The 22,152-nt window shown below is 52.1% G+C and carries 4 protein-coding genes; all 4 read left to right on the top strand.

Annotated elements, in window-relative coordinates:
* Window positions 1-2: 2 nt before the first annotated feature.
* The 4 genes from glmM (at window position 3) to MKY01_RS27925 (ending at window position 22,097) form a co-directional block, all read left to right on the top strand.
* On the top strand, window positions 3-1,343 hold the full coding sequence (glmM, locus tag MKY01_RS27940; RefSeq protein ID WP_017692121.1) for a phosphoglucosamine mutase: 1,341 nt from the start codon (window positions 3-5) through the stop codon (window positions 1,341-1,343).
* Window positions 1,344-2,045: 702 nt separating this feature from the next.
* Window positions 2,046-3,878 (top strand): glutamine--fructose-6-phosphate transaminase (isomerizing), encoded by a 1,833-nt coding sequence (glmS, locus tag MKY01_RS27935; protein WP_036668148.1) that lies wholly within the window; start codon window positions 2,046-2,048, stop codon window positions 3,876-3,878.
* Window positions 3,879-5,080: 1,202 nt separating this feature from the next.
* Entirely contained in the window at window positions 5,081-6,364 is a 1,284-nt protein-coding gene (gene ectB, locus MKY01_RS27930) for a diaminobutyrate--2-oxoglutarate transaminase (protein WP_017692123.1), read from the top strand.
* Between the two features lie 670 nt (window positions 6,365-7,034).
* On the top strand, window positions 7,035-22,097 hold the full coding sequence (locus MKY01_RS27925) for an amino acid adenylation domain-containing protein (RefSeq protein ID WP_339284386.1): 15,063 nt from the start codon (window positions 7,035-7,037) through the stop codon (window positions 22,095-22,097).
* Window positions 22,098-22,152: the final 55 nt, after the last annotated feature.

Here is a 22,152-nt window from a genome sequence, read left to right as displayed (position 1 = left end):
TCATGGGGAAATATTTTGGTACAGATGGTGTAAGAGGGGTTGCCAATAAAGAGTTAACGGCAGAGCTGGCTTACAGCATTGGACGTTGTGGTGGTTACGTGCTTGCAGGTGGTGTGGAAAGACCAAAAGTGGTTATCGGCATGGATACTCGTATCTCGGGATTGATGTTGGAATCCGCACTGGTTGCAGGTCTGTTGTCCATTGGCGCTGATGTGATCCGTCTGGGCGTGGTATCCACTCCGGGAGTGGCGTATATTGCACGTTTGTTGAAAGCTGACGCGGGCGTGATGATCTCGGCTTCCCACAATCCAGTTGAGGATAACGGAATCAAGTTCTTTGGTGGAGATGGCTTCAAGCTGTCTGATGAAACAGAGAACCGGATTGAAGAACTGATGGATGCGGAGACAGATCAATTGCCACGGCCAGTTGGTGGCGGGCTGGGTACTGTAACGACAGATGAAGAATCCCGTTATCGTTACCTTGATTTCCTGAAAACGACTGTAAATGAATCGTTCTCTGGACTTAAAATTGTTTTGGACTGTGCAAACGGAGCAGCTTATGAACTGGCACCAAAATTGTTCAGTGAACTAGGTGCAGAAGTCATTGCCATTGGCGCTGAGCCTAACGGCCTGAATATTAATGAGCAATGTGGATCAACTCATCCAGAGAACCTGAAACAAGAAGTGCTCAAACATAAAGCAGATCTGGGTCTTGCTTTTGACGGGGATGCAGATCGTCTGATTGCTATTGATGAGACAGGCGCTGAGGTGGATGGAGACTTCATTCTGTGTATCTGTGGTGATGCGATGAATCGTGCAGGCAAGTTGAAGGACAGTACTGTTGTATCGACCGTTATGAGTAACATCGGATTCTACAAAGCAACAGAGAAACTTGCACTGAAAACAGCTAAAACGGCAGTAGGTGATCGTTATGTGATGGAGGAAATGCGTCGCGGCGGTTACAACTTGGGTGGAGAACAATCTGGCCATGTTATTTTCCTGGATTACAATACAACTGGAGACGGTATGCTGACTGCGATTCAACTCGTGGATACGCTCAAGGCTTCCGGTAAAAAACTGAGTGAACTAAAAGCGCTAATGACCCAGTACCCACAAGTATTGGTGAATGTGCGTGTTGAAGATAAGAGCAAATACGAGGGCAATGCTGCAATCGAGCAAGCTATTGCTACAGTAGAACAGCAACTCGGCGATAATGGACGTGTACTCGTTCGGGCTTCAGGTACTGAATCTCTGATCCGTGTTATGGCGGAAGGACCAGATAAAGACGAACTTGAACAATTTGTGTCTCAAATCGCAGATGTGGTGCAAAAAGAGCTGGTATAGGACTGGAAGATGTAAGAGGCTTAATATAACATGATTTAGGACTTATGCATGGATATTCCTGCATCCCGGCCTGATGAGACCATAGGTCCGTTTATCCGGTCGGGATTGTAGGTAAATATGCTAAAATTGTCACAGGTACTTTGCTCCATTGCAAAATGGACCTGACGTGCATATAATGAGTGGAGTCGTCATTCAGACACAGAAAGTGAGGAACGTAAGGTTACAGTTATACAAGCGCCAGAGCTTGGAGTTGCGCGGGATGATGTTGATCAGGATTTCTTCTAGGTTGAAGAACGCTGATTAAGATCAAACGGCAATCAAGCTGACGAGGTGGAGGTGTTCGGATTGTTCGGCGGGGACCTCCCGGTGAAGCACCAGAGCCGTAAACCGGATTGCGGAAAATGGATAGGTGACTGTCCACACAACGCGCCGGTGCAGGTGCAAGAGTTAAACTAAAAATTCAAATGAATGTGCGTGAAGAGCGTAAACAGTACGCGGACGGGAAAATGATGTACATTCATGATTGCATTCATTACAGCTTATGATGACAGCGGGGCGACACGAGGTCGCTCTGATCATTGATAATTGAATAAGTACCAAGTATTCATGAAACGCTAGGCAATCACTCATTTTTCCGATATGCCGCCTCTGCCTGTTTCTCTTCGTGACACAGTATTCATATACAAACGGAGGAAATAAATTATGTGCGGTATTGTTGGATATATTGGTAATAAGAACACTCAGTCGGTATTGGTCGAAGGATTGAAGAAACTCGAGTATCGTGGTTATGATTCTGCAGGTATCGCAGTATTCACACCGGAAGGTCTGCAAATCACGAAAGCTCTTGGTCGTCTTGCGAACCTTGAAGCCAAGCTGGATGGTGCACCACTGGTAGGTAATGCCGGAATCGGACACACACGTTGGGCAACTCATGGTAAACCATCGGATGAGAACTCTCATCCACACACAGATGGAAGCCAGAAATTCTCTGTTGTGCATAACGGTATTATTGAGAACTACCTGGATCTGAAGGACGAATTGATGGCTCAAGGTCACACGTTCACTTCCGAGACAGATACTGAGGTTATCTCTCACCTGATCGCACGTGAATACAATGGTGATATCGTCAAAACAGTACAAAAAGTGATCACGTTGTTGCGTGGCGCATTTGCACTGGGTGTATTGACAGAGCATGAGCCAGAGAAACTCGTAGCAGTGCGTCAAGCAAGCCCATTGATTATTGGTATTGGTGAAGGCGAGAACTTCATTGGTTCCGACATCCCGGCAATTCTGGAACATACACGTAACGTGTACATTCTGAATGATGGTGAAATGGCTGTATTGACACATGATGCTGTCGAATTGATGACGATTGAAGGTAACTTTATTTCTCGGGAAATGATTCGTGTCGATTGGGATGCTGTAACCGCAGAAAAAGGCGGATTCGAGCACTTCATGCTGAAAGAAATTCATGAGCAACCCAAAGCATATCGTGATACTATGCTGGGTCGCATCGATAATGAAGGCAAAAAAGTTCAACTTCCTGAGTTGAAAATGACTGAAGAACAAATCAAAAATATCCGTAACGTTCAAATCATTGCATGTGGTACAGCGTACCATGCAGGTCTAGTTGGACGTACAGTGATTGAGCAATTGGTGCGTATTCCGGTTGAAACAGATGTGGCTTCCGAGTACCGTTACCGTTCCCCAATCGTGCACAAAGATACACTTGTAATCGTAGTGAGCCAATCCGGTGAAACTGCCGATACGCTTGCTGCATTGCGTGAAGCACAATCCAATGGTGCACATGTACTGGCAATCACAAACGTAGTGGGTAGCTCCATTGCACGTGATGCAGATGATGTTATCGCAACATTGGCAGGTCCTGAAATTGCAGTAGCTTCTACCAAAGCGTATACTTCGCAATTGATCGCGTTTAACTTGCTTGGTCTGTACCTTGCACAAGTTCGTGGTACTCAATCTGCAGAAGAGATTGAACACACGCTGGCAGCAATGCAAGCATTGCCTGAGCAAGTGGAATCCATGTTGGAGCAAGCGGAAGCAATCAAAGGATATGCAGAGCAAATCTCCAAACATGAACATCTCTTCTTCATTGGCCGTGGTCTTGACTATGCAGTAGCTCAAGAAGGATCTTTGAAGCTGAAAGAGATCTCTTATATTCACTCCGAGGCGTATGCTGCGGGTGAGTTGAAACATGGTACGCTTGCATTGATCGAAGACGGTATCCCTGTTATTGCCCTGGCAACGCAGGAGAACGTACTTGAGAAAACAGTGAGCAACATTAAGGAAGTAAAAGCACGTGGCGCAGATGTATTGGCAATTACGTATGAAGAGCACGTAGCACCATTGCTGAAATCCGTAGACCAAGCGTTTGCGATTCCTAAGACGCTGCCACTGCTTAGCCCTGCTTTGTCTGTAGTTGCGCTGCAATTGCTGGCATACTATGCTTCCCTGGCACTGGGTCATGATGTAGATAAACCACGTAACCTGGCGAAAAGTGTAACGGTTGAGTAAGGTAAGGAATTCAGTAAACTAATAAAGTATGGTATGGACAAAATAATGGTCCTGATGACTCTAAGTCATCAGGACTTTTTTGATGTTTCCGGAGGGTGGTTCTAAATATTAGAACCACCTTATTTGTGTTTTTGCATTGTAAATTGCGGTCATTCATTGGACGAAAATCCATCAGATTATAAAGTATCTTAGGAAGAGTATCCTTTTGTAATTCTCACATTTGAAATATTCTTCGTGCACGAATGTAATCAACTTCTTAAAGAGAATCATTAACCTTCGCAACTCGTAAGTGCAAATATATCCCCAAGAAGGATGCGGATCGGGCATAAAAGATCATTTGAATGGTAAAGGAAGATGACTGAACGTGACGGGTACATCTTTCAGCAACTCACAAAATGGTATACCAAGAAGCAACAATGCGCTCGATGAAGAAGCTTATTACGCGAAGTAAAATTATTGACCGTTCAATTCAGACTCAGAACGCGATTGTAATCTGCATGTAAATGAGTGAAGGACATCGGAAAGCGTATAAGGGAAAACCTCACCTACGGTTTGACGAGGAGGAGCAGAATATATTTACCCTTTACTCTAACAGAGGCGTAGAGAAGAAGGCGTGATACAAAACGATGTCGGCTACCATCCGTGCGGACGCTGTGACCAGTTTCCAGCCAGGCTTTCAGAAATTGGTCAGGTAATCATGTTGAAAATTACAAAGTGCAAGGAATCGGAACACCGGCAAAGAATATTTAAAGGGAATATATACCAAATTTACCTGTTAAATGACTGAATGTCAACACTCGTCGAATTCCTTGATTGATGTCAAATCATGCCCAACGTTTCTTCTCCATTCACTATTTTTAACGAAAAATGTTAACACATAATGTTTTATAAACCAAATTTAACAGTATAATGACTATATTTAACAAAAATTTCACTATACATTCTTGTAAATTTTGATATAATTCAACCTAGGTCTTATTCCCTATTATTCTAATAAATGGAATTGTAGGGTTTTTTATACCCATCCAAGCTGTGTGCGAGAGACCAGTATACTGGCTTACCAACAAGCCGGCATGTGGGGACCAACAATTGTGGAAAATGACAGCCTAGAATATGTTGCTCCATGACGTCAGAAGGTTTAGAAAGGAAGGTTCGGAAAGATAGAGCCAACCTTATCCCAATTCCGATGGAGGATGAAGCGAGTGAGCATTTTTGAAAAGCTGGAATCCAACGTAAGATCTTACTGCAGAAGCTTTCCGGTGGTATTCGACCGGGCCAAGGGAGACCTTTTATATTCTGAGGACGGAAGAGCATATATTGATTTCTTTGCAGGTGCCGGGGCACTCAATTACGGCCATAACAACGATTATATTAAAGACCGGGTTCTCGATTACTTGACCTCCGACCGGATTATGCACGGTCTGGATATGTATACAATGGCCAAGCGTGAATTCATCCAGAGCTTCTCCGAGCGGATCCTGGAGCCGAAGAAGCTGAATTACAAGCTTCAATTCTGCGGTCCAACAGGGACGAATGCGGTGGAAGCGGCCCTGAAGCTCGCACGCAAGGCGAAGAAGAGAAGTGGAATATTCGCATTCATGGGTGGCTTCCACGGCATGTCGCTCGGCAGTCTGTCGGCGACAAGCTCCAAGTCCATGAGAGAAGGGGCGGGGCTTCCTCTGGACGGAGTTACGTTCATGCCGCACCCGAGCGGGGCTTTCGCAGAAATGGATACGCTCGGTTATATCGAGAATATCCTGACTGATTCGCACTCCGGAATCGACAAACCGGCCGCGATCCTGCTTGAAACGGTACAAGCCGAAGGCGGAATTCACGTTGTCGACGCGCAGTGGCTACGTGAGCTGCAGCAGATTTGCCGCAGGCACGATATTCTGCTCATTACAGACGAGATTCAAGTAGGATGCGGCCGGACAGGCGAATTCTTCTCCTTCGAACGTGCGGGGATCGAGCCGGATCTCATTACCCTGTCGAAGTCGATCAGCGGGTACGGCCTGCCAATGTCCCTCCTGCTGCTGAAGCCCGAACTGGATATCTGGACGCCGGGCGAGCACAACGGCACCTTCCGCGGCAACCAGCTGGCTTTTGTGGCCGCGAAGGCTGCTCTCGAGTTCCGGGACAGAACCGAACTGGAAGCTCAGGTGAAGCAGAAGGAAGAATATGTGCGCTCGTTCCTTGATCAAGAAATTAAGCCTCTGCATCCGTCCATCGCCATCCGCGGACTCGGCCTGATCTGGGGCATTGACGTCTCGGGGTTCATGGATGAAGCCGGGGCGAAGCGGGTGACGGATATCAGCTTCGAGAACGGGCTCATCATTGAAAGAGCCGGCAGAGGAGATTGTGTGCTGAAGATCATGCCTCCGCTGACCGTCTCGATGGAGCATCTGGCCGCCGGCTGCGACATTATCAAGTCCAGTATGCAGCAGGTGATCTCTCAGGAGACCAAGGATTTACTAGTAACGACCTAAGCTTGGCCAAGCCGATGGTCGCCCCCGGCAAGAGGCACGAAAGTGCCTTCCGGAGGGCGTGCGGACTTGATGTTAAGGTAGCGCTTTCACCTCATGCTACCTGCGGTAACGTCAATCAGCATGGAATTCTCCGGCAATCCAAACGCAGTCCCGTTCGTGCCATACGGAGCATTCTTTGAGCCTCATGCAGTACCCTCGTTAAATTTAATCGTCAGGAAAAGCTCACTACCCCGCAGCCGAATCTTTACTTATCCACACCAGGGCTGTGGGGGAAAAATCAAATCGTACATAGAGTGTATCAATACCCCTTAAACATAGGCTTCGTCAAAGGTAGATCGGGTACCAAATCAGGAGGTACGATCGACTTCCTGCTAGACGGCCGGAACCCTGCGGCAAGCCTTACATCGACAGGAGGAACATTCCTTGTCGTCTATCCCCAAATCCAATTCCGAACCCAAGTTAAACCAAATCCCGTCTTCGGGTGGCTCGTCCGCAGCAATCTTATTGTAGCAGAGGAGTCCGAAGTAGCCGCATCTCTTGCGTAGAACGATGTTTGTTGTCCTCTACGCATGGGAGCCGAGCGGTACAGCTGCTAGGCAGAGGATTGCCGTATGCGATCAACCGGGCAATCGAAGCGTGACGTTGCGCAAGCCATTGATATTGTTGTCAGATGTTTGAAAAAGAGAGGAGCGAGGCTGGAGCGTTGCTTCGGCATATGCTCCGCCGGATTGCTTTTACCGATGAAGAGAGGGGAACGATCCAGATGGCTTTTGAAAAAGAAACGTTGTTTTGGAACGAAAAATTCGGTAGTGACGATTATACCTTGACGCGGTTGCCTTACAGCAAAGCTCCAAACTCCCTGGTGCCCAATGTGAAAACCGTTGGCGGTTCGCTTTCGGAGGAAGCGGCGCAGCGGGTCCTTCAAATGAGCAAGGGTGCTCCGCTGGCTGCTTTTATGATTTTGCTCGCAGGTGTTCAGGCACTCTTGCATAAATATACAGGTGCTTCAGACATTCTGGTTGGCATGCCGGTTGTGCCGAAAAAGGGGGAGACGCGTCGATCCGTTAATCATACGGTCATTTTGAAAAACTCGCTTTCGGTGGGGGCAACTTTTAAGACGCTTCTGAGCGAACTGAGGACTTCCTTGCCGGAAGCCATTCAGCATCAACATATTCCGTTCTTGAAAATGACGGAGAAGCTGGATCTGCAATATGCAGAAGGGATACCCTTCGTCCATACGCTAGTATCCCTTAAGGAGTTGCATCTGGACGAAATTGGGCAAAACGTGGTCACGGACTGTTCCTTTGAATTCAGTTTAGCCGGCGGGACGATACAGCTAGCGCTGTCATATAACGAGCACTTATATGACTCCGAGTTCATGGATCGGGTCGTCGGCCATCTGAATCGCCTACTGTCCGTGGGGCTTCATGAGTTGGAGCTGGACATCGTACGAGCGGACATGCTGTCGGAGGACGAAAAATTTCAATTAATACAAAGCTTCAACGATACCGAGAAGGACTATCCTCGTGATCGGACGATTCATCAGCTTGTGGAGGAGCAAGCGAAGCGTGTGCCCGAGGCGACGGCGGTTGTCTTTGAGGGGCAGCGGCTTTCATACGCAGAGTTGAACGAACGGGCGAACCAGCTGGCGCGTACGCTACGATCGGTCGGTGTGCTGCCCAATCAGTTGGTAGGCTTGATGGTTAGGAGATCGCTGGAGACGGTCATTGGCATTTTGGCGGTTCTGAAAGCTGGCGGTGCCTACGTGCCGATCGACCCGGAGTACCCGGAAGAACGTATTCGCTACATTCTGGAGAACTCGAACGCGCAGCTGCTACTGACTCAAAGAGAGCTTTTACAGCAAGTCCCGTTCGAAGGGACCGTATTGGCGCTAGATGACAAGCAGGCCTATAGCGACGATGGCTCGAACCTGGAGGCGGCCAGTGGTCCACATGATCTTGCTTATGTCATTTATACGTCAGGTACAACGGGCAAACCCAAAGGGGTCATGCTGGAGCATCGTGGTTTGGTCAGCTTGAAGTTGATGTTCGCAGACAGGCTGGGCATTACGGAGCATGACCGGATCGTTCAATTTGCGAGCTTGTCCTTCGACGCATCCTGCTGGGAAGTTTTCAAAGCACTCTATTTTGGCGCGGCTTTGTACATCCCGACGGCCGAGACAATTCTCGACACTCGTCTGTTCGAGAGTTATATGAACGAGCATGCGATTACGGCGGCGATTCTGCCCCCGACGTACAGCGCTCATTTGAACCCGGACCGTCTTCCCAGCTTAACAAAGCTTGTAACGGGAGGTTCGGCGGTATCGGCCGAATTCGTGCAGCAGTGGAAAGCGAAGGTTCACTATTTCAATGCTTACGGCCCTACCGAAGCTTCGATTGTTACGACGCTTTGGGATGCGGATGAGCAGCAGCCGGAGCGTAGAGTCATTCCGATTGGGCGCCCGCTGTCTAATCATCAGATTTTTATTTTGGATGCCCACCTGCAACTTGTGCCTCCAGGAGTGGACGGCGAGCTGTGCGTTGCAGGCGTGGGGCTTGCGAGAGGTTACCTGAACCAGCCGGAGCTGACGGCAGAGAAATTTGTGGAACATCCGTTTGCGCCGGGAGAACGCCTTTACCGGACAGGAGATCTCGCCCGCTGGCTGCCGGACGGTAATATGGAGTATTTGGGCCGGATCGACCATCAGGTGAAAATCCGTGGATTCCGAATCGAGGTCGGTGAGATTGAAGAGCAGCTTCTGAAGATCGACTCGGTGCAGGAGACGATTGTGATTGCGCGGGAAGGCAAAAGTGGGCAAGAACTGTGCGCTTACCTGGTCGCTAGTCTCCCTCTTACGCTCGGCGAGCTGAGAAGCGCGCTGGCGCAAAAATTGCCGAATTACATGATTCCGGCACATTTTGTTCAGCTTCTGCAGATGCCGCTCACCCCGAACGACAAAATCGACCGCAAGGCTTTGCCTGCCCCGGAAGGAAACGCACTGACCGGTGGCGAGTACGTAGCTCCACGCAATGAAGCCGAGCGGACACTTGCCGATGTGTGGCAGGCGGTATTGAACGCCGATCGCGTTGGGGTAACGGATCATTTCTTCGAGCTGGGCGGAGATTCGATCAAGTCCATTCAAGTATCTTCGCGGCTTCATCAAGCCGGGTACAAGCTGGAAATTCGGGATTTGTTCAAATATCCGACGATCTCACAGCTTAGCCTGCATGTGATACCGATCGGACGTACCATTGATCAAGGCGAAATTACGGGTGAAACGGCGCTGACGCCGATTCAGCATTGGTTTTTCGAGAGCTCCTTTGCGGACCCGCATCATTTCAACCAGTCGGTGATGCTGTACCGGAAGGAACGCTTCGACGAAGAGATGGTACGTCAGGTGCTGCAAAAGCTGGCCGAGCATCATGACGCCTTACGGATGGTGTTCCGCAAAACGGAACAAGGGTTTAGCGCACGGAACCGCGCGATTCAGGAAGACGAGATGTTCACGCTGGACGTGTTCGACTTCAAAGATGCGGAGAATCCCACGCAGACTGTGGAAGCGAAGGCAACGGACATTCAAGCGGGCATCGATCTGGAGAACGGGCCCCTCATGAAGGCGGGACTGTTCCAGTGCGCGGACGGTGATCATTTGCTGCTCGGGGTTCATCATGCTGTGGTAGATGGCGTGTCTTGGCGCATTTTAATGGAGGATTTCGCTCTAGGTTACGAGCAGACTGGCAAAAGCGAAGAAATTCGTTTCCCGGCGAAAACAGATGCGTACCGCACTTGGTCCGAGCAGTTGGCTGCTTACGCGCAAAGCCCGGAGATGGAGAAGGAACGGGCCTATTGGCAGGCCGTGGATCAAATGGAGGTTCCGGCCGTGCCGAAGGATATGGAGGCGGACGTTACGACGCAGCAGGACAGCGAATCGCTGTTTGTCCGTTTGGCTCCCGAAGAAACGGAGTTGCTACTGAAGCGGGTTCACCGTGCCTTCAACACCGAAATGAATGATATTTTGGTAACGGCGCTCGGCATAGCCTTACGCAAATGGACGGGGCACGAACGGGTGCGGATCAATCTCGAAGGACACGGACGTGAATCGATCGGATCGGATATCGATATCACGCGTACAGTCGGCTGGTTTACGACCAAGTTTCCGGTCGTCCTAGAGCCGGAAACTGACCGGGATTTGACCTATCAGATTAAACAGGTCAAGGAAAACTTGCGCCGCATTCCGAACAAGGGGCTTGGGTACGGCATATGCCGCTATCTTTCGAAATCGGAGGAAGGCTTGGTTTGGGGCGCAGAGCCGGAAATTAATTTTAACTACCTCGGCCAGTTCGACGATGATGTCAACCAGGGCGAGATCGGCATATCTTCTTATTCCAGTGGCAGCCCGGCTAGCGACCGGCAGGCCCGCAGCTTTGTGCTGGATATCAACGGTATGGTGCTGGACGGTGCTTTATCGCTCGATCTCAGCTACAGCCGGAAGCAGTATCGGAAGGAAACGATGGAAGCCTTCGCTCAGCGGCTTGAGCAAAGTCTCCGAGAGCTCATTACCCACTGCGCAGGCAAAGAGAACACCGAAATGACGCCAAGCGACGTGCAATTTAAAGGCTTGACCATCACAGAATTGGAGCAAATCGCCCAGCGCTCGAGTCATCTCGGGGAAATCGAAAATATTTACTCGCTGACGCCGATGCAAAAGGGTATGTGGTTCCACAGCGCACTTGACCAGCAAACGGCAGCTTACTTTGAGCAGACTCGGTTTACGATGCGGGGAGCGCTCGACGTCCAGCTTTTTGAGAGGAGCTGGATGGAGCTTGCAAAACGTCATCTGGTGCTGCGGGCGAATTTTGTGAATGGACCAGCGGGCGAGCCGCTGCAAATCATATACCGCGATAAGCCAGTCGGCTTTGAATATGAAGAGCTGCTTCATTTGCAGGTACACGAGAAACAAGCTTACTTGGATGAAAAGGCCGAGGTGGACAAGTTTCGTGGCTTCGACATGGAACATGATGCGCTCGTTCGGTTTACGATTCTGCGCACCGAAGAGCAAAGTTATCACGTTCTGTGGAGTTTCCAGCATATTTTAATGGACGGCTGGTGCCTGGCTCAGCTGACGCAGGAGTTGTTTGAGATATACTCGGCCCTGACCTCTGGGAAGCAGCCAGCGGGAGGTAAAGGATCGGATTATGGCGATTATATCGAATGGTTGGAGAAACAGGACGATCAGGCGGCATCCGGCTATTGGACGGCGTTCCTGGCAGGCTACGAAGGGCAAACCGTACTTCCGGGGCAAAAGGAACCAGCGCCGAGCGGCAGATTTACGGCTGATCACGTCACCGCCGAACTAGGCAAGGACTTGAGCAAACGGATGGACCGGGTGGCGAAACAGCACCTGGTTACAGTCAATACGCTGCTGCAAGCCGTTTGGGGCGTAATGCTGCAAAAATATAACGGAACAAACGATGCCGTATTCGGCAGTGTCGTTGCCGGAAGACCGGCGGAAATCCCGGGCATTGAGTCTATGATCGGGCTGTTCATCAATACGGTGCCGGTCCGCGTCAATAGCGAAGTGGACACCGTGTTCGCCGACCTGATGGCGAAGCTCCAAGAGCGGGCGCTGGATTCCGGGCGTTATGATTACTATCCGCTGTATGAAATTCAAACTCGTAGCGTGCAAAAGCAGAATCTGATCAACCATATCATCGCTTTCGAGAACTATCCGGTGGACGAGCAGATGGAGCAGGCGGGGGACCAGCAGCACGGCGGCCTGACAATTGCTGACGTTCAGATGGAGGAGCAGACGAACTATAACTTCAACGTGACTGTGATGCCGGGAGCCGAGATCGAAATTCGATTCGACTTTAACGCCGAAGTGTTCGATAAAGACAGCATCGAGCGGCTCAAGGGGCATCTCGTGCATCTGCTGGAGCAGGTAACGGATAACCCGGAAATTACCGTGGGCGAGCTGGAACTTGTGACGGAGGCAGAAAAGGCCGACCTTCTCGGACGTTTTAACGACACCACGACGGAATTTCCGCGCGGGCAGACGCTCATTCAATTGTTCGAAGAGCAGGCGGAGTACATCCCGGATGCAGCCGCCATCTCCATGAATGAGCAAGAGATGACTTACCGGGAGCTGAACGAACGTGTCAACCGCCTTGCCCGTACCTTGCGCAGCCACGGGATATCTCAAGGACGTCTGGTCGCCATTATGGCTGAGCGTTCCATCGAAATGGTTATAGGTATACTGGCAACACACAAAGCCGGAGCCGCTTACGTACCGATTGACCCGGAATATCCAGAGGAGCGTATCCGTTTCTTGATAGAGGATTCAGGAGCGCAGGTCATGCTGACACAAAGCCGCTTGCGCGAGCGACTGGCGGGTTTGGACTCGGTGATCTTACTGGATGAAGAGTCCTTCTATCACGAGGACGGAACAAACCTAAATCCAGGGATTGAAGCGACAGATCTGGCCTGCGTGATCTATACGTCAGGCACGACGGGCAAGCCAAAAGGAAACCTTGTTTCACACCGCAACATCGTGCGCGTTGTGCAAAATACAAATTATATAGACATCACCAATCGCGATCATGTCCTCCAGCTTTCGAGCTATTCGTTCGACGGAGCGATTTTCGATATTTTTGGTGCTTTGACCAACGGGGCGCGGCTGGTGCTGGTTCCCCGCGAGACGTTGCTGGAAATTGGTCTACTGGCGGATCTCATCCAGCGCCAGCGCATATCGGTCATGTTTATTACGACGGCTTTCTTCAACGTGCTTGTAGATGTGAATGTCCATTGTTTCCGGGATGTCCGGGCGATTTTGTTTGGAGGAGAGCGTGTCTCGGTTGGTCATGTACGTAAAGCACTCGCCCATCTTGGAGCGGGTAGGCTCAACCATGTTTACGGACCGACGGAAAGCACGATATTTACCACGTACCTTCCGGTCGACTTCGTTGATGAGTCGGCGCTTACCGTTCCTATCGGACGACCAATCAGCAATACGACGGTGTATATCGTCGACAGCCGGAATAAGTTGCTGCCGATCGGCGTGGTCGGGGAGCTATGTGTCGGCGGAGAAGGTTTGGTACGGGGCTACAATAACCGGCCGGAACTGACGGCGGAGAAATTTGTGCACAATCCTTTTACGTCAGGAGAGCGCATGTACCGGACGGGGGATTTGGCGAAATGGCTACCGGACGGCACGATTGAATATGTGGGACGAACGGACGACCAAGTGAAAATCCGTGGCTTCCGCATAGAGCTGGGCGAGATCGAAGCTCAGCTTCAGAAAGTGGAGGGAATTCGGAAAACGACAGTATTCGCGCGGGAAAACGTGTCCGGCGAAAAGCAACTTTGCGCCTATTATGAAGCGGACTGTGAGCTTCCGGCGGCCGAGCTGAAGAGCGTGCTGTCTCAGGAACTGCCGACCTATATGATCCCGGCGTACCTGATCCAGTTGGAGCGTCTCCCGCTGACGACGAACGGCAAGGTAGACCGCCGTTCCCTCCCGGCGCCGGAGGAGAGCTTGCAACCGGGCGAAGGACATACTCTGCCTAGGACTCCGCTCGAAGCCAGCTTGGCTGAAATTTGGAAAAGTGTGCTTGGATTGGAGCACATCGGGGTTCATGACAACTTCTTTGACTTGGGCGGCCATTCCCTGCGGGCAACGACACTGGTGAGCAAGGTGCATCAGGAGTTGAACGTCGAGTTGCCTCTGCGCGACGTATTCCGCTACTCAACGATTGAACAGATGGCTCTCGCCCTCTCCCGGATTGAACAGCAGTTGTTCTCGGCGATTCCGATGGCAGATGAAAGAGCGTATTATCCACTTTCCTCAGCTCAGAAGCGGTTGTTTATCCTGAATCAGCTGGAAGGAGCCGATCAGAGCTACAACATGCCGGGTGTGCTGCTGCTCGAAGGATCGATTGATCATAGCCTGCTGGAGAAAGCTTTCCGCGGACTGATCCAACGTCATGAAACGTTGAGAACCGGATTTGAGGTCGTGCAAGGCGAAGCGGTACAGCGTATTTACGAGAGCGTTGATTTTTCCGTCGTGTGTCGACATGCGAACGAGGAAGAAGCATCTGCAGTCGTGCAGGCTTTTATCCGACCTTTCGACTTGGCGAAGCCACCGCTGCTGCGTGCCGAGCTCGTAGAGCTGGCCGCCGATCGTTATTTACTGATGTTTGACATGCACCATATCATCTCCGACGGGGTTTCGATGGACGTGTTCGTTGAGGAACTCGTTCGTCTGTATGGCGGTGAGTCATTAGAGCCTTTGCACATTCAGTACAAGGACTATGCAGTATGGCAGCAATCGGACGAGCAAAAAATTCAATTGAAACGCGAGGAAGCTTACTGGCTGGACCGTTACCGGGGCGAGATGCCGGTTCTGGAAATGCCAACGGACTATCCGCGTCCTGCTGTACAGAGCTATGAGGGACATACGCTGACGTCCTTCGTGGACGAGGCAACGAACGAAGGCTTGAAACAGCTGGCCGCTCAAAGAGGAACGACGCTATATATGGTGTTGCTTGCCGCATATACCGTGCTTTTGCATAAATACACAGGTCAGGACGATTTGATCGTCGGAACGTCGATTGCGGGCAGAACGCACGGCGACACGCAGCCTTTGATCGGAATGTTCGTCAACACGCTGGCGATCCGCAATTATCCGGCTTCGGAGAAGACCTTCCTGTCGTATCTGGAAGAAGTGAAAGAAACGACTTTAGGCGCTTACGAGCATCAGAATTATCCGTTCGAAGAACTCGTCGATAAAGTGCAGGTTAGCCGGGATTTGAGCCGCAACCCGCTGTTTGACACGATGTTCTCCCTGCAAAACCTGGAGGAGTCAGAGTTTGAGCTGGAAGGGCTGAAATTGTCCCCGTACCCTAGCGAATATGGTATGGCCAAGTTCGACCTGAGTGTGGATGTTACGGAAGAAAATGGCGGACTGGAGTGCAACTTTGAATTCGCAACGGCTCTTTATAAAGAAAGCACGATCCGGCGGCTATCGATTCATTTTGGACATTTGCTTGCGGCGATTGTAAGCCATCCGAATGCAAAGATCGCTGAGCTGGACTTGCTGACGGAAGAGGAAAAAGAACAAATTCTCGGCGCGTTTAACCCGGCGCAGCCGGAAGCGGCTCCGGCGGCCGCGTTCCACCGACTGTTCGAGGAACAGGCGGAACGTACACCGGAAGCGGAAGCCGTTGTCTACGAGAACGTTCGGCTGACGTATGCGGAGCTGAACGTACGGGCGAACGGCTTAGCGGCCACGCTGCGCGCAAGTGGAATCGGCCGGGAGGAGATTGTTGGCATTCTCGCCGAGCGCTCGGTGGACCTGCTGGTGGCCGTGCTGGCCGTCTGGAAAGCAGGCGGGGCATATGTACCGCTTGACCCGGATTATCCGGCGGACCGCGTGCGGTTTATGCTTGAAGACAGCGGAGCGAAGGTGCTGCTGACACAAACGCTACTGAGAGAGCGTGCTGAAGCCTGGCTCAGCCAAGAGGAACTGGCACTTGCAAAGGTGTTGTACCTCGACGACGAAATGTCATACAGCGAAAACCGGGAGAATGCACCGCTTGGCTCCAGCATGGTTTCCGGTAAAGTCTCCGGCGAGCTGACGGGTGCTGTGAACAGCGATGATCCGAGTCATCTGAAGGTTGCTGGCTTGGACAGCTTCCATGAAGCTCGTCCTGAGGACCTAGCGTACGTGATCTACACGTCGGGGACAACAGGCAAGCCGAAGGGTGTAATGATTGAGCACCGCAGCTTGGTGAACACGGCAGCGGGCTACCGGCGGGAATACCGGTTGGATCAGTTCCCAGTCCGGCTACTGCAACTCGCCAGCTTCTCGTTTGACGTGTTCGTGGGTGATATCGCACGCACGTTGTATAACGGAGGCACCATGGTCATTGTACCGAAGGATGATCGGATTGATCCGTCTCGCCTGCACCACTGGATAGAGCGGGAGCAAGTGACGATCTTTGAATCAACACCAGCACTGATCGTACCGTTTATGGAATACGTGCACGAGCAAGGGCTGGAGTTGAGCGGGATGGAGCTGTTGATCACAAGCTCGGACAGTTGCAGTGTGGCGGATTACCGGACCTTGCAGGAGCGTTTTGGCTCATCGTTCCGCATTATTAACGCCTACGGCGTGACGGAAGCAGCGATCGACTCCAGTTTCTATGACGAGGAGTTGGCGAAGCTGCCGCAGACAGGTCATGTGCCAATCGGAAAAGCATGGCTGAATGCGAAGTTTTACATCGTGGATGCACATCTAAATCCTGTTCCAGTCGGTGTGCTGGGCGAATTGGTTATCGGCGGAGTTGGGGTAGCACGTGGGTACTTGAACCGTCCAGAGCTGACGGAAGAGAAGTTTGTAGACAGTCCTTTCACCGCTGGTGAGCGGTTGTATCGCACGGGAGACTTGGCGCGGTGGATGGAAGACGGCAACGTGGACTTCATCGGCCGGATCGATAACCAGGCAAAAATCCGGGGCTACCGGATCGAGACGGGTGAGATCGAGTCGCAGCTGTTGCGTGTGGAAGGTGTGCGCGAAGCGGTGGTGCTGGTTCGAAGTGACGCGAACGGGCAGAAGGCGCTATGCGCGTATTACACGCCGGATACCGGAGTTGAGCTGGTAGTGAACGATCTGCGCAGGGCGCTGGCACAGGAGTTGCCTGGGTACATGATCCCGTCGTACTTTGTGGAACTGGAGCGTCTACCTCTGACACCGAACGGAAAGATAGACCGGAAGGTGCTGCCAGCGCCGGAAGGGGAAGCGGGAAGCGGAACGGAGTACGTCGCACCGCGCAATGAGCTGGAAACGAAGCTGGCGGCGATTTGGCAGGAGGTGCTGGGGCTTGCGAAGGAGATTGGTGTTCACGATAACTTCTTCGACATCGGTGGCCACTCCCTGCGCGCGACAACGTTGGTCAGCAAGATTCATAAAGAGTTGAACGTGGATCTGCCACTGCGCGACGTGTTCCGCCATTCCACGATCGAGAGCATGGCTACCGCCATTTCTCGGCTGGATCAGCAGATATTTGTTTCCATTCCGGTGACGGATGGCCGAGAGGTGTACCCGCAATCTTTTGCTCAAAAACGTCTCTTTATTCTGAATCAGCTGGAAGTTGCGGAGCTTAGCTACAACATGCCGGAAGCGATGCTGCTGGAGGGTGCTTTGGACCGGGCAAGGTTCGAAGAAACGTTCCGTAAGCTCGTGGCGCGGCATGAAATGTTGCGCACCGGGTTTGAAATGGTGGATGGAGAAGCATCACAGCGGGTTTACCAGGACGTGAATTTTGCGGTGGAGTTCTATCAAGCGGATGAGCAAGAGGTCGAAGCGGTGGTTCACGGTTTCGTCCGTCCGTTTGACTTGGCTAAGCCACCGCTGTTGAGGGTAGGCCTTGTTGAGCTGGCTCCGGAACGCCATATTCTGATGTACGACATGCATCATATTATTTCTGACGGCGTTTCAATGGAAATCTTTGTTGAAGAATTCGTACGTTTGTATGGTGGAGAGCAATTGGAGCCGCTACGCATTCAGTACAAAGACTACACCGTTTGGCAGCATTCGCAGGAGCAGCAGGAACGGCTTCAGCATCAGGGGGCGTATTGGCTGGACATGTTCCAGGGCGAGCTTCCAGTGCTGGAAATGCCGACCGACTATCCACGTCCGGCTGTACAGAGCTACGAAGGTCAAACGCTGGAGTTTTCCTTCGACGCTTCAAAAACCGGCGGCCTGAAACAGCTGGCTTCGGAAACGGGCACGACGCTGTTTATGGTGCTGCTTGCGGCGTATAACGTGCTTTTGCATAAATATTCAGGTCAGGAAGACGTAATCGTTGGTACGCCGATTGCCGGAAGGAATCATGGAGATGTGCAGCCGTTGATCGGGATTTTCCTAAACACGCTGGCGATTCGCAGTTATCCGTCTTCGGAGAAAACATTCCTGTCATATCTGAACGAAGTCAAAGAAACAACGCTGCGTGCCTTTGAGCATCAAAACTATCCGTTCGAACAATTGGTGGACAAGGTGCAAGTCACCCGTGACTTAAGCCGTAATCCGCTGTTCGACACGATGTTTACGATGCAAAATACGGAGAACGAGCAATTTGAGCTGGAAGGGCTTCGCCTGATTCCTTATCCGAGCGTACTTGATACTGCGAAGTTTGATATCAGCTTGGATGTGGGCGAGGAGAACGGCGGCTTGGATTACAGCTTTGAATATGCGACAGCTCTTTACAAAAGGGAGACGATTGAACGGCTGGCAAAACATTACGAGCAGTTGCTCCTGACAATTGTAAACCGTCCAGATGCGAAGATTGCCGAGCTGAACTTGCTGACAGCAGAGGAAAAAGAACAAGTTCTCAATGCGTTTAATCCAGCGCAGCTAGAAGCGGCTCCTGCGGCTACGTTCCACCGTCTGTTTGAGAAACAGGCAGAGTGTACGCCGGAAGCGGAGGCCGTTGTGTATGAAAATAACCGCCTAACGTATGTGGAGCTGAACGAGCGAGCGAACCGCTTAGCGGTCACGCTGCGTGCAAATGGCATCGGCCGGGAGTCAATCGTTGGCATTCTCGCCGAGCGTTCGGTGGACTTGCTGGTGGCCGTGCTGGCCGTCTGGAAAGCCGGCGGGGCGTATGTACCCCTCGACCCGGATTATCCGGCGGACCGCGTGCGGTTTATGCTCGAAGACAGCGGAGCGAAGGTACTGCTGACACAAACGCCGCTGCGAGAACGTGCCGAGGCCTGGCTCCGCGAAGAGGAGCTGGCGCTGATGTCGGTGCTGTACCTCGACGACGAAGTGTCGTACAGCGAAGATCGGGCAAATGCTCCGATGTGCTTTGATCAAGGCTCCAACATGGCTTCCAGCCGGGTCTCTGGCAAACTAACGGGGGCTGTGAACGGTGCGGATCGGAACCATCTGGATGTTGTGGATGATATTGATGTTGATGTTGTTGGCATGGACAGCTTCCATGAAGCCCGCCCAGAGGATCTGGCGTACGTGATCTACACATCGGGAACGACGGGCAAGCCGAAAGGTGTGATGATCGAGCACCGCAGCCTGGTGAACACGGCGGCGGGTTACCAGCGGGAATACCGATTAGATCAGTTCCCGGTGCGGTTGTTGCAGCTCGCCAGCTTCTCGTTTGACGTGTTCGTGGGCGACATTGCCCGGACGCTGTACAACGGAGGCACGATGGTGATTGTGCCGAAGGACGACCGGATCGATCCTTCTCGTCTGCACTACTGGATAGTGCGGGAGCGAGTGACGATCTTCGAATCAACACCGGCGCTGATCGTGCCGTTTATGGAATACGTACATGAACAGGGGTTGGAGTTCAGCGGGATGGAGCTGTTGATTACAAGCTCGGACAGCTGCAGTGTGGCGGATTACCGAACCTTGCAGGAACGATTCGGCTCGTCGTTCCGCATCATTAACGCTTACGGTGTGACGGAAGCGGGTATCGACTCCAGTTTCTATGACGAAGCGCTGACGAAGCTGCCGCATACAGGCCATGTGCCGATCGGCAAAGCGTGGTTGAATGCGAAGTTTTACATCGTGGATGCACATCTGAATCCCGTACCCGTCGGTGTGCTGGGCGAGCTGGTCATCGGCGGCGTTGGCGTAGCACGTGGGTACTTGAACCGTCCAGAGCTGACGGAAGAGAAGTTTGTAGACAGTCCGTTCGCTGTGGGCGAGCGGTTGTACCGCACGGGAGATTTGGCGCGGTGGATGGAAGACGGCAACGTGGACTTCATCGGGCGGATCGATAACCAGGCAAAAATCCGGGGCTACCGGATCGAGACGGGTGAGATCGAGTCGCAGCTGTTGCGGGTGGAAGGTGTGCGCGAAGCGGTGGTGCTGGTTCGAAGTGATGCGAATGGGCAGAAGGTGCTGTGTGCGTATTACACGCCGGATACTGGAGCGAAGCTGGCAGTGAATGATCTGCGCAGTGCCCTGGCACAGGAGCTACCGGGTTACATGATCCCGTCGTACTTCGTGGAGCTGGAGCGTCTGCCTCTGACACCGAACGGGAAAATAGACCGGAGGGCGCTGCCAGCGCCGGAAGGGGAAGCGGGAAGTGGAACGGAGTATGTCGCACCGCGCAATGAGCTGGAAATGAAGCTGGCGGTGATTTGGCAGGAGGTGCTGGGGCTTACGAAGGAGATTGGCGTTCACGACAACTTCTTCGACATCGGCGGTCACTCCCTGCGGGCGACGTCACTGGCAGGCAAGGTATTTAAGGAACTAAACGTCAACCTCCCGCTGCGCGACGTATTCCGCCACTCGACGATTGCGGCGATGGCCAAGGCGATCGCCCGGATGGAACGGCGGGAGCATGAGGCCATTCCTCAAGCGGAGCAGAGAGAGTATTACCCTCTGTCCTCCGCGCAGAAACGGCTGTTCATTCAGCACACGCTGGATGGAGCAGATCAGCTTTACAACATGCCGGAACTGGTGCAGGTGGAAGGTGAGTTTGATTTAGACCGGTTGGAAGCCGCCTTGCGGAAATTGATAACACGGCATGAATCGCTGCGCACCGGTTTTGAAATGATGAAGGGCGAAGTGGTTCAGCGGATATACCCACAGGTCGATTTTGCTATCGAGCACCATCAAGCGGATACAGAGGATTCAGATCAAATCGAGCAGATCGTCCGCAACTTCGTTCGTCCGTTTGATCTCGGCCAACCGCCGCTGCTGCGCGCCGGGGTCATCGAGCTGGAGCCGCACCTGCGTATTCTCCTTTTCGATATGCACCATATCGTGTCCGACGGTGTATCGATGGCGATTGTGATGGAGGAGTTCTCGAGTTTCTACGCCGGAGAACAGCTGCCACCCCTGCGCATTCATTACAAGGATTATGCCGTTTGGCAGCAGTCGAAGGCCCACCGAGAGCGAATCGGGCGGCAGGAAGCGTACTGGCTACAAACCTTCGAAGGCGAGTTGCCCACGGCGGACCTGCCGATGGACTACGAACGGTCTGCCGTTCGTAGCTACGAAGGCGCGCATGTGGAGTTCGACGTCGAAGCTTCTCTCTCTGCGCAGTTACGCGAATTGGCTGCCGAGTGTGAAAGCACACTGTTCATGGTGCTGCTTGCGGCCTATACTGTGTTGCTGTCCAAGTACAGCGGTCAGGAAGACTTGATCGTGGGCACCCCGGTGGCTGGAAGAACTAACGCCGATTTGGAGCGGGTCATCGGCATGTTTGTTAATACGCTGGCGCTCCGCAATCGTCCGTCTGGCGACAAAACGTTCTTGTCCTACCTGGAAGAAGTGAAGGAAACGGCTTTGGGTGCTTTTGAGAACCAGGATTATCCATTCGAAGATCTCGTGGAACGTTTGAATGTGAAACGGGAGCCGGGCCGCTTCCCGTTGTTCGATGCCGTTTTCGACTTGCAAAATATTGAAGAACGAGACGCCGAACTGGAAGGGGTCAGCCTGAAGAATTACGAGCTTGACCCATTGGAAGAAGCGAAGTTTGATCTGACGCTGTTTATGTATGAAAACGAAGGGGCGTTGAGCGGGGGCTTCTTCTACGCCACCAAGCTGTTCAAAGAAACGATGATCCGCACCTTGACTGAGGATTACCTGCGGGTACTGTCTCAAATTGCGGAAAATCCACAACTCGAGCTAAGCCGAATTGAATGTCATAAACCGGCGGCAGGCGCAAAGAGTGCCGTCGATACGATCGAATTCGCATTCTAATGTTACAAGCGCGCTTCCGTCATCAAGCGACAGCGCGTGTATCCCAAGGAAGACG

It is taken from the genome of Paenibacillus sp. FSL R5-0486 (assembly GCF_037975155.1).
GTDB classification, from domain to species: Bacteria; Bacillota; Bacilli; order Paenibacillales; family Paenibacillaceae; genus Paenibacillus; species Paenibacillus amylolyticus.
This window is presented reverse-complemented; position numbering and strand designations above follow the sequence as displayed.

What these genes read in the sequence shown, in the direction of transcription:
- MKY01_RS27925 (WP_339284386.1), top strand. Translation starts at nt 7,035, where the DNA reads ATGTTTGAAAAAGAGAGGAGCGAGGCTGGAGCGTTGCTTCGGCATATG.
- glmS (WP_036668148.1), top strand. Translation starts at nt 2,046, where the DNA reads ATGTGCGGTATTGTTGGATATATTGGTAATAAGAACACTCAGTCGGTA.
- glmM (WP_017692121.1), top strand. Translation starts at nt 3, where the DNA reads ATGGGGAAATATTTTGGTACAGATGGTGTAAGAGGGGTTGCCAATAAA.